Origin of the sequence: Actinomadura sp. 7K507 (assembly GCF_004348425.1) — a bacterium.
Taxonomy (GTDB): Bacteria; Actinomycetota; Actinomycetes; order Streptosporangiales; family Streptosporangiaceae; genus Spirillospora.
This window is the reverse complement of sequence record NZ_SMKK01000115.1, coordinates 19,026-27,614: the sequence shown is the minus strand read 5'-3', so window position 1 is coordinate 27,614 and position 8,589 is coordinate 19,026. Positions and strand designations below refer to the sequence as shown.

At 69.0% G+C, this 8,589-nt stretch carries 9 protein-coding genes; all 9 read right to left on the bottom strand.

The window, feature by feature from the left end; all coding sequences use genetic code 11:
• A partial coding sequence (locus E1285_RS24830) for a DUF3375 domain-containing protein (RefSeq protein WP_132156061.1) occupies positions 1-1,141 on the bottom strand: 1,141 nt, incomplete at its 3' end.
• Positions 1,142-1,334: 193 nt separating this feature from the next.
• Positions 1,335-1,655: a TraR/DksA C4-type zinc finger protein gene (locus tag E1285_RS47580; RefSeq protein WP_243723025.1), complete on the bottom strand. Its 321-nt coding sequence runs from the start codon at positions 1,653-1,655 to the stop codon at positions 1,335-1,337.
• Positions 1,656-1,959: 304 nt separating this feature from the next.
• On the bottom strand, positions 1,960-3,291 hold the full coding sequence (gene mftD, locus E1285_RS24820) for a pre-mycofactocin synthase MftD (protein ID WP_243723024.1): 1,332 nt from the start codon (positions 3,289-3,291) through the stop codon (positions 1,960-1,962).
• 106 nt (positions 3,292-3,397) lie between these two features.
• Complete coding sequence (locus tag E1285_RS24815; RefSeq protein ID WP_132156057.1) at positions 3,398-4,099, bottom strand: enoyl-CoA hydratase/isomerase family protein; 702 nt, start codon at positions 4,097-4,099, stop codon at positions 3,398-3,400.
• 29 nt (positions 4,100-4,128) lie between these two features.
• Positions 4,129-4,824, bottom strand: coding sequence for an ABC transporter ATP-binding protein (locus E1285_RS24810; RefSeq protein WP_132156055.1), 696 nt, complete (start codon positions 4,822-4,824; stop codon positions 4,129-4,131).
• The gene (locus E1285_RS24805) at positions 4,821-5,591 is read right to left on the bottom strand and encodes an ABC transporter ATP-binding protein (RefSeq protein WP_132156053.1); all 771 of its coding nucleotides are present in this window, start codon (positions 5,589-5,591) and stop codon (positions 4,821-4,823) included. The genes E1285_RS24810 and E1285_RS24805 overlap by 4 nt, the downstream gene beginning before the upstream one ends.
• Positions 5,588-6,466, bottom strand: a complete 879-nt coding sequence (locus E1285_RS24800; RefSeq protein ID WP_165966747.1) for a branched-chain amino acid ABC transporter permease — start codon at positions 6,464-6,466, stop codon at positions 5,588-5,590. Before E1285_RS24800 ends, E1285_RS24805 begins: the two co-directional genes overlap by 4 nt.
• Positions 6,459-7,331: a branched-chain amino acid ABC transporter permease gene (locus tag E1285_RS24795; RefSeq protein WP_132156049.1), complete on the bottom strand. Its 873-nt coding sequence runs from the start codon at positions 7,329-7,331 to the stop codon at positions 6,459-6,461. The genes E1285_RS24800 and E1285_RS24795 overlap by 8 nt, the downstream gene beginning before the upstream one ends.
• A gap of 40 nt (positions 7,332-7,371) precedes the next feature.
• Entirely contained in the window at positions 7,372-8,559 is a 1,188-nt protein-coding gene (locus E1285_RS24790) for an ABC transporter substrate-binding protein (RefSeq protein ID WP_165966746.1), read from the bottom strand.
• Between the last annotated feature and the right edge of the window lie 30 nt (positions 8,560-8,589).

Here is an 8,589-nt window from a genome sequence, read left to right as displayed (position 1 = left end):
GGCGGGTGTCGCTCATGTTCTGCCGCAGATGCCCGACGTCGGCCACCGGCAGGCGGCGCAGCGGGGCGACGGCCGCGCCGTGGCGCGACCCGGGCACCCAGGTGTGGAACCCGGACATCACGTCCCGCAGCAGCTCGTCCACCTGGCGGTCGCGCATCGGGTCGTGGTTGCGCACCTGGGTGGTGATGACGTGCGACGCCTGCCGCTGCGCGGCCAGCACCTCCTTGACGCCCTGCTCGATCCGGCGAGCGACCTCGGCGAGTTCCCGCCGTTGCGTTTCCGGCATCAGCGCGGTGAACCCGTGCCGCAGGACGGTGCGCAGCAGATTCCACAGGTCGTCGATCTGCGCCGGGTCGCCGATCAGGCGCAGCGCCCCGGCGAACGCGCGGCCCTCCGGTGTCGCGTCCATGATCTGCCGGCCGCGCTCCAGGTACTCGCGCAGCACCTCCCCGGTCGGCCGCACGTCCTGCCGCAGGTCGGCGACGACGTCCCGCTGCATGGCTTTGATCGATTCGGCGACGCGGGCGAAGTCGGCGGGCAGCTCCCGTGCCAGATGCAGCACGTTCTCGGCCGCCTCGAGCAACTGGTCGTCGTCGACGGTCTCGACGGCGCCGCCCCGTTCGAGCCGGTCGAGTTCCCGCCGGCGCTGATCGATCTCCGTCTGGAGGCGCGCCATCCGGGCCATCACGTCCGGGTCCGCGTCCTGCGCGAGCCGCTCGACCGCCTCCAGCAGCGTCCGGACCCGGGACTCCGACACCCTGGTCCGTGCCCCGCCGACCCGGCCGGCCACTTCGAGCGCACCGACGCCGTGTGCCGACAGCCGGTACACCTCGACGCCGTCGGAGACCTGCCGCACCAGCCAGCCCGCGTGCACCCACTGCCTGCACAGGTCACGGGCGTTCCCCGCGGGCATGGGCTGGTCTCCATCGTCGCCGTAGCCCGCGGCCCGCAACTGGTCGAGGGCGTCGGCGATCTCCGCATGGGCGTCCGCCACCGCCACCGCCGGCCGCTCCGGCGTGAACATCATCGCCAGCACCGTCACCACGAACGGCGCATACGTCCGATGGAGCAGATCGAGCATCGGGTTCTGGAACGCCCGAAGCGCACCCTGATACGCGCCCTCCACCCCTCGTGTTCCCATCGCCGACCAGAGTACGGCCAGCGGCTCGGGGCCACGCCCGCAAGTCCCGAAACCATGCACCTTCCGGGGCTTGGCCGACCTGCCGAACACCACCCGCGCTCACCGATCGACCGCGGTCAGGAGGGGGGCTTGCGCAGCCGGTCCGGTCGGCCCGTCCGGTCTAGCCGGTCCTCCAGCGGATACCGCGGGTGTTCTACCGCGTGGAGGCGCTGGCGCAGGTGAAGCAGGTGCGGGCCGTCGGTCGTGCTTCCAGGCGCTCTGCCCCGACTGGACGACCGCAGCGTTCGCAGACGCCGTAGGTGCCGTCGCCGAGCCGGTGCAGCGCGTCGTCGATATCGGCCAGATGGGTGCGGGCCTGGCTCATGGCCGACTGGATCCGGGCGCGTTCGAAGGCGATGGTGGCGCCCTCCGGATCGTGCTCGTCGTCCACTCCGGTCTGCGCCGACGCCTCGACCACGCCGTCCCAATCACCGCTCAGCGACGCGATGAGCTCCAGGGTGGCGGTGCGAGCCACGGTCAAGCGTTCTTCGGCTGTGGTCACATCGCCTTCAACGTCCGCCGCGCCGCACCCCATCCCGGACCAGGCGCATCACCGCCCAGGCACCCGCTGGTGGTACGGCTGCGCGACGGGCTGTCGGATCCGGCTGCGGCCCGCCAACGACGGCGTGCCCACCGCGGAACTATGATCCTTCCCGCCCCGGTTCATCCTTCTGATGGCTCTACCGTGGCCACCTGCCCGCGGGCGCGGGGCCCGGTGCGCGGAGCCGGCGCGGCCCGGCCCCGCGCCGCGGTCAGGAAGTCGAGCCCGTGGTCAGATGTCAGATGGAGGCCATCTCAACCTCGGGGGCGGTGTCGAGGAAGTAGCCCTTGGGCGCGATGACATCGTCCGGGGTGAGTTCGTGGATCGAGGACTTGCCCAGTCCGAGAAGCGTCCGGTCGATGCTGACCCGGTAGGCCTCGAGTACCTCGCGGACACCGCGCTCGCCGTCGGCGGCCAGCCCGAAGAACCAGGACCGCCCGATCAGCGCGGCCTTCGCGCCCAGCGCCAGCGCCTTCACCACGTCCGCACCGCGCCGGATGCCGCTGTCGAACGTGATCTCGGCCTGGTCTCCGACCGCGTCGACCACGGCGGGCAGGAAGCGCAACGGCGAAGGGGTGGTGTCGAGGTTGTTCCCTCCATGGTTGGAGACGCCGATCGCGGTGGCGCCGGAATCGACCGCCCGGCGGGCGTCGTCCGCGCTCAGGATGCCCTTGACCATCAGCGGACCTCCCCAGACCTCCGCCAGCCAGGCGACGTCACGCCACGTCGGGACGGGCGTCCCCAGCCACTCGACCATTCCCTCGACCATCGAAGGCACCGGTTTACCAGGGTGCTGGAGGTTGGGTACGCCCAGGTCGGGCAGCTTCCCATTGCGGAGGAAACGCATCACCCATGTGGGGTTACCCATGCCCATCGGGGAATACCGGATCAGCGTCGGCAGATCGATTCTCTGCGGAATGACCGGCGTTCCCCAGTCGCGAGCCGTGACCCCCGCGTTGTCGAGGGTGAGTATCAAGCCCTTCGCGCCGGCGCGGCGGAACCGCTCGACCCGCTCGGCGAGCAGCTCCCTGGATCCGGACCAGTAGAGCTGGACGAACGATTTCGAGTTGGCCGCGGCGACGTCCTCGAACCGTGTCGGCGCGAAGTTGCTATGGCCGATAGCCGTGCCGGCGCTTGCGGCCGCCCTGGCCACCGCGACCTCACCCTCCGGGTGGAGCGCCTGCGCTCCCGCAGGCGAGATCACGACCGGCAGGTCGATGTCCTGGCCGAGGAGCGACGTGCCCATCTCCCGCTCCGGTGTCACCTGAGCGCCGATCCGCGGCACGAACTCGACCAGCTTGAACGCCTCGACGTTGGACTTGATGGTCGTGCCGCTCTCGTTTCCGGCGACGATGGAGGTGTACACCGCCTTGGGCAGCTTCCTCTTCGCCCGTCGCTGAGCGTCCGCCACGGTCTCGATTGGCTTGTGTGAGAACACGTTGTCCACACTCCCCCGTCTTCGACGATTCCCTGGGTGCTCGCATGAGCTCCTGGAACTGGCCATGACACTCTTATGCGACCCAAGTTTTTTGCCTTGTTTAAGTTTCAACCAAATTTTGCGCACGTTCATTCCCACACCAAAAAAATGCGCTCCGCAATCACGCCAGGCGGGCGCACCACAACTCAGCCAGCGCTTTATCTAAATTCGTGTTACTCCGTCCTGGACCTTGGGGGCGTCAACGTCGGCCGTCCAGCCAGTCGGAGAAGATCGACGTTGCGCGGGCTCGCAGGGCGTCGCGATCGAAGGGTTCTCCGGCTCTGGCCTGGCGCAGCCACTCCTTCGTGGTCGCGACCGCCGCCGGCGACGGCAGGACCGCGAGTCGCTCGGCGAGCCGAAATGCCGCCGCGTCCAACTCGGAATCGGGCACCACCTGCGTGTAGAGGCCGGCCTTCACGGCCTCCTCTGCCCCCATCCGGCGGCCGGTGAGGACGAGCTCCGTGGCCACACCGGGCGGAACCAGCCGCGCCAGCCGGTGCACCGGGGCCGGGAATCCCGCCGCCACCTCCGGCAGGCAGAACCGTGCCGACTCGCCGGCGATCCTGATGTCGCAGGCGAGGGCGAGTTCGGCGCCGCTGCCTTGGCACCATTTGCGCACGACCGCCACGGTGGGGCACGGCAGCCGCTCGACCAGTTCGTACAGGTCGAGTTCGGTGTCGAGCAGCCCCGCGAACTCCTCGGCGTTCATGTGCCCGAGCTCCGCCAGGTCCGCCCCGGCGCTGAAGCTCTCGCCGCCGTGGAGCATCACCGCGGCGGGCGGTGCGTCGACGAACCGCGCCAGGATCCGGGTGAGGGCGGACAGCGCGCCGGCGTCGAGAAGGTTGTGCGGGCCCGAGCCATCGATCCGCACCCATGCGATACCCGAGTCCGAGCCGGTCATTGTGGTGTCCCTTCCGGGGGCGGGTTCTGTCAGGCCAGGTAGGCGTCGAAGATGGCGTCGGCGTCGCCCGCGCCGGCGGAATGCTCGCTCAGTTCGCCGTTGCTCAGAACGTGCACGGTCGTGGCCACCCGCGTGGCGACCGCGGCGTTCTGCTCGGCGAGAAGGATCGAGGTCCCCGAGTCGAGGACGCCCCGCAGCCCGGCGATGATCTCGCTGACCATGATCGGGGCGAGTCCCATCGTCGGCTCGTCGATCATGAGCAGCTTCGGGCGGCTCATCAGCCCGCGGGCGACGGCGAGGATCTGCTGCTGGCCGCCGGAGAGCAGACCGGCGCGAGAGCGGCGGCGTTCGGAGAGCACCGGGAACATCTCGTACATCTCGCCGGCGCGCCGATCCTGGGTGGAGCGATCCAGCCGCTGCCCGCCGAGCCGGAGATTGTCGTCGACGGTCAGGTCGTCGAAGATCCCCCGTCCTTCCGGGACGTGTAGCAGGCCTTGCCTCGCCCGCCGGTGGGCGGGGAGCCGGGTGATGTCGTTCCCGGCGAGGATCACGCTTCCGCCGGTCGGCCGGATCAAACCGGAGAGCGACTTCAGCAGCGTGGTCTTGCCGGCTCCGTTGGGCCCGAGGATCGTGACGATCTGGCCGGGCTCGACGGTGAGCGAGACTCCGCGGATGACCGAGAGCGAGCCGTAGCCGGCGCGGACGTCCTTGAGTTCGAGGATCACGAGTCGGCTCCCGTCATGGTCTCCTCGTCGTCACCGAGGTAGGCGCGGCGGACGAGTTCGTTCTGCCAGATGGCCTTCGGTTCGTCCTCGGCGATCACCTTGCCGAAGTCCAGGACCGCGACGCGGTCACAGACCTGGTTGACGAGCGAGATGTTGTGGTCGATCAGCAGCACGGTGATCCCGTGCTCGCGGATGCGCCGGATCAGGCCGGCCACCTCGTCCGACTCGGTGCGGGTCATCCCGGCGGTCGGTTCGTCGAGGAGCAGCAGGCGTGGCTCCAGGGCGAGCGCGCGGGCGATCTCCACCTTCCGGCGGAGGCCGTAGGGCAGGTTGTCGACCGGTTCGGCCGCCACGTCGCCCAGTCCCACGAAGTCCGCCCATTCGAGGGCGGCCGCACGCTGCGCCTTTTCGAACTTCCCACCCAGGAACGGCAGCGGCACCTGCCCCTTGAACCACCGGTGTCTCCCGATGAGGACGTTGTCCACGACGGTGACGCCCTCGAACAGCCGCAGGCTCTGGAAGGTGCGCGACACTCCCCGGGCGGCCAACTGCCCGGGCTTCAACCGGGTGATCTCCGTGTCCTCGAACCGGATCTGCCCGTCGTCGGGCCGCATGTACGCCGTGATCAGGTTGACCACGGTCGTCTTGCCGGCGCCGTTCGGGCCGATCAGGCCGAAGATCTCGCCGTCACCGACCCGGAACGTGACGCCGTCGGACGCGACGACCCCGCCGAAGCGTTTGCGGACGTCGTGGAGTTCGAGTGTCATACCGCGGCCACCTTCGCCTCGCGTTTCGCCTGGAGCTTCGACCTGAGCTTGCGCCACAGCGCCGGGTCCGACAGTCCATGCGGAGCGAGCACCATGGTCACGACCAGCAGCAGTCCGTAGACGATGTCCTCAACCTCGGTACCGAGCAGGCCGACCCACTCGCGGAGCACGATCACCGCGGCGGTCACCAGCACCGGGCCGATCCAGTGCCCGACACCACCCACCAGGACATAGGTGAGGATCACGACAAGCAACCCGAAGTCGAATTGGGAGGGCGCGACGGTGCCGTTGGAGTGGACGTCGAGGGCGCCGGCCGTGCCCGCCAGCGCACCACTGATCACGAACGCCACGAGGCGGTAGCGGTAGGCGCTGACGCCCAGGCCCTGCGCGGTGCGCTCATCGAGCCGGATCGCGGCCAGGCCGCGGCCCACGTACGAACGCCGGACCATCTCCAGCGCGGCGCAGGCGACCACGACCAGCACCACCAGCAGGACGGTCGGCACCCCCATCGGGACGGCGTTGAGACCCAGCTGTCCCCCGGTGAAATCCACGGCACCGATGATCACGACGATCGCCTGTCCCAGGGCCAGGCTGCCCATGGCGAAATAGATGCCTCTGAGCCTGAGCACCGGAACGGCGAAGAGAAGTGCGAGCAGTCCCGTGGTCAGGGCACCGGCGAGGGCGCCGACCGTCATGGACATCCCTGTCTCCAGGGTGAGCAGGGCGGAGGTATAGGCGCCGAAGGCCATGAATCCGACGGGGGCCAGGTTCAGCAGGCCCGCCTGCATCGCGATCAGGACGCTGATGACCAGCAGCCCGATGATCAGGCTCTGATGGATGAGGATGGAGTTGTAGTAGCCGAGGAAATCAAACACGAGACGCCTCCGCACGGCCCATCAGACCGGATGGCCGCAGGACCAGGACGAGCAGGATGAAGAGCAGGGCGATCGCGTCCCGCAGCTCGCTGGAGAGGTGCACCTGGGCCATCACCTCGACGACGCCGAGGATCAGGCCGCCCGCGCATGCGCCGGCCACCGATCCCATACCGCCCAGGATGATCACGGCCACCGCGACCAGCAGCAGGTGGCTGGCAGAGGAATAGGACAGGCTCGCGGTCGACGCCGCGATGAAGACGCCGGCCAGGACCGTGATCATCCCGGAGATGAAGAAAGCGACACGGTAGGCGGCCCCGGAGTTGATTCCGAGGAGCTCGGCGTCGTCCCGGGAGTAGGCCACGGCGCGGAGCGACCGGCCGAAGGAGCTGCGGTGCAGCCACAGCGACAGGACGGCCACGCAGAGGAGCCCGATCGCGAGGGTGGCCAGGTGGAGCCACGGAAGCGAGAGCGACCCGATCTGAAGTGCGCCCTTGGGAAATCCGTCCCGGGGGAACGCTTCGGTACTGCCGCCGGTGAGCATGCGCAGCACGGTCTCCAGGACCAGTGCCAGCCCGATCGTCACGATGACGTAGGAGAACTCACCGGCGTTCCGCGAACGGAGCGGGCGCAGGACGGTCGCGTCGATGGCGACATAGACGACGCCGCCGAACAGCATGCCGAGCAGCACCGCCAGCGGCACCGGGAGCCCTGTCCGCAGCAACCACAGCGTGACGAAGGTTCCCCAGGTGAGCACCTGCACGTGGACGAAGGTCAGGATTCGCAGGAGCCCCCAGATCAGCGTTACGCCGACGCCGACCAGCACGTAGGTGCTTCCGAGGGCGAGCCCGTTGATCAACTGTTGCATGCCACCGTCCTCGCGGCGGCGTGGAGCGGTCCAGAGCAGGTCAGGCCGTGCACGACTGGCCGCTCTCGTATGCCTTGGCCTTGCCGCCGTCGATGATCATCGGCTCGCCGCTGAGGGTCGGGGCGCCGGTGCCCTGGGTGTAGTCGTAGGTGCCCAGCGCGCCCTGGTGGTCCTTGATCTTCAACAGGGCGTCGCGGACCTTGCCGGACTGCGTGGAGTCGGCGTCCTTCATGGCCCTCGCCAGGACCCACAGCCCGTCGTACGACGCCGCGGCGAACGTGTCCGGCTCCCGCTCGCTGCGCTTGTCGAACTCCTTGAGGAAGTGCTCGTTGTTCCCCTTGGTGCTGATGTCGGACCAGACCGCCTGGAACACGGCGCACTGCAGTTCCGTACCCGCCGCCTTGAGGGTCGCCGGCGTCTGCGTGCCGTCAACGGTGATCATGCGGGAGTCGAGACCGACTTCGGCGGCCTGCGAGGCGAACGCGGGGACCTGGCCGGGAGTGGTGCTGGCCACCACGAGGTCAGGAGACGCCCCCTTGAGTTTGGTCAGGGCCGCTCGCAACTCGGTGTCCTGGGAACCGATCGCGACGTTCTCCACGACCTTGACTCCGGCCTTCTCCAGAGCTTCCTTGCGCGCCTTGTTGATCGCTACCGAGGAGTCGTTGTCACTGGCGTAGATCAGCCCGGCGGTCTTGGCGCCGAAGTCCTTCGCGAAGGTCACGTCGGCCGGCGGGTAGACCGTCGTGGCGACGTTGGGGTACGTGCGGAACGCGAGGTCACCGGTCTCTTCCACCCCGCCGCCACTGAGTCCGACGGCGACCACCGGAATCTTGGTGCGCTGCGCGACCGGTGCCGCGGCGGCGAAGGAGGGGGTGAGGGTGAACCCGACGATGCCGTGGACACCCTTGTCGACGTACTGGGTCACGGCCTTCACCGCCTCATCACGGTTGGCGGCGGTGTCGCTCTCCGTCAGGACGATCTTGGAGTCCCCCAGGAGGCCGGACTCGTTGATCTCCTCCGCCGCGACACGGATGCCCTCGCGCTCGCTGAGCCCGATCTCGACCACGGGGCCGACGGGGCCGGAGGTGTCGAGCGGGACGCCGATCCGGATCTCGCTGGGGAACCCTTCCGCGGGCTGCTCCGCCTGCCCGGGAGCCGAACACGCGGACACGGCCGCCACGCCGAGAACGACGGCCGCCGTGAGCGGCCTGAGCTTCCTCGTGAACACTGCGATTCTCCTCACATGGCGATGATTGTA

Bases quoted from the DNA above. Each gene is read 5' to 3' on its own strand.
- mftD (WP_243723024.1), bottom strand. From the start codon at position 3,291: ATGAACGTGCGCAAAATTTGGTTGAAACTTAAACAAGGCAAAAAACTT.
- E1285_RS24815 (WP_132156057.1), bottom strand. From the start codon at position 4,099: ATGACCGGCTCGGACTCGGGTATCGCATGGGTGCGGATCGATGGCTCG.
- E1285_RS24805 (WP_132156053.1), bottom strand. From the start codon at position 5,591: ATGACACTCGAACTCCACGACGTCCGCAAACGCTTCGGCGGGGTCGTC.
- E1285_RS24795 (WP_132156049.1), bottom strand. From the start codon at position 7,331: ATGCAACAGTTGATCAACGGGCTCGCCCTCGGAAGCACCTACGTGCTG.